At 22.9% G+C, this 1,426-nt stretch carries 1 protein-coding gene and 2 pseudogenes; all 3 read right to left on the reverse strand.

Going from position 1 to position 1,426, the window contains the following annotated elements:
• Nucleotides 1-685, reverse strand: a pseudogene (locus D9R21_RS06445) (hypothetical protein); the annotation flags it as partial.
• A 33-nt stretch (nt 686-718) separates the two neighbouring features.
• Nucleotides 719-901, reverse strand: a pseudogene (locus tag D9R21_RS08730) (PQQ-binding-like beta-propeller repeat protein); the annotation flags it as partial.
• Nucleotides 902-922: 21 nt separating this feature from the next.
• Complete coding sequence (locus tag D9R21_RS06455; protein WP_126821540.1) at nt 923-1,264, reverse strand: hypothetical protein; 342 nt, start codon at nt 1,262-1,264, stop codon at nt 923-925.
• Nucleotides 1,265-1,426 lie beyond the last annotated feature (162 nt).

A 1,426-nucleotide genomic window follows, 5' to 3' on the forward strand; every position in this document is an offset into this window, starting at 1 on the left:
ATTTAGCGGTTCAATTGTCATTGTTTGCTGTTGATTCTGATTTAGAAAATCCATTCATTTTTTGAATTGTATTTGTTTCTGTCACTTGTTTAGAACAAGAAATTGTATTTTGTATTTGTTCAGAATTACTATTGTTTATAAATGTTGAACTAGAATCTGGACAAATATTAATTTCATTCTCTAAATTAAGAGGTTTATTTTTTTGTTTTGATTCTATAATAACATCAGATACTTTTAAATTTTCTAAATTAATATTATAAATTTTTTTAATTTCAGAATTGGGGTTTTGTTTTTTATAATATAAATATAACCCTCTTTTTATTTGATCTTTCATATAAATAATGTCAGAATCATTCAATTCTAATAGGTCATATTCATACACCTTACCATAATTTGAACCAAAATACAGTTTATTATTTAATACCACCCCAGAAGAAGAAACTCGATAATTTGTTTCAATAAAAACTTTTTGTTGTCCTGTTGCCGGATTATATTCATAAATACTATTATCACTTGAACCAAAATATAATTTATTATTTAATACAACCCCAGAAGAAGAAAATGAACTATTTGTTTCAATGACAACTTTTTGTTGTTCTGTTGCAGGATCATATTCATATACATTATGATCTAACGACCCAAAATAAACTTTATTATTTAATACAACCCCAGAAGATTTAACCATACCATTTGTTCTAATAACAATTTTTTGTTGTCCTGTTGCATAATTATATTCATATACATTATGATCATATGAACTAAAATAAACTTTATTATTTAATACAACCCCAGAAGAAACAACTTCACCATTTGTTCTAATAACAATTTTTTGTTGTCCTGTTGCATAATTATATTCATATACATTATGATCATATGAACCAAAATATAATTTATTATTTAATACAACCCCAGAAGAAGAAAATTAACTATTTGTTTCAATGACAACTTTTTGTTGTCCTGTTGCCGGATTATATTCATAAACTTTACCATCAATTGAACTAAAATAAACTTTATTATTTAATACAACCCCAGAAGAGTTAATAGGTCCGTTTGTTGTAACGACAATTTCTGAAATTGCAACAATATTATTATTTTTATTATTTTCTCTTTTATTTCTATTTAAAGTCTCTAAATTATTTATTTGCGAATAATTGATATTATTATTTAATTTTTCTTCTTTTTGATAAGGACTAGCGGCAATTGTTGTTGGTACAGCAGTTCCACTAATTGTTAATAAACTTAATAAACTTAATAATTTTTTCATTTTGTATAATTTCATTTCATTTTGTTACAAAATAAATTTAATTAAAAAAATTTTTAAAAAAATTGAAAATTTATTGTTTTTCAAAATATAATTTGACAAAACAATATTATTTTGTTACTTTATACTTATGAAAATATAAATTTTGACGAGTTGTATTTTCAT

This window comes from Spiroplasma endosymbiont of Megaselia nigra (assembly GCF_003987485.1).
GTDB lineage: Bacteria > Bacillota_I > Bacilli_A > Mycoplasmatales > Mycoplasmataceae > Spiroplasma.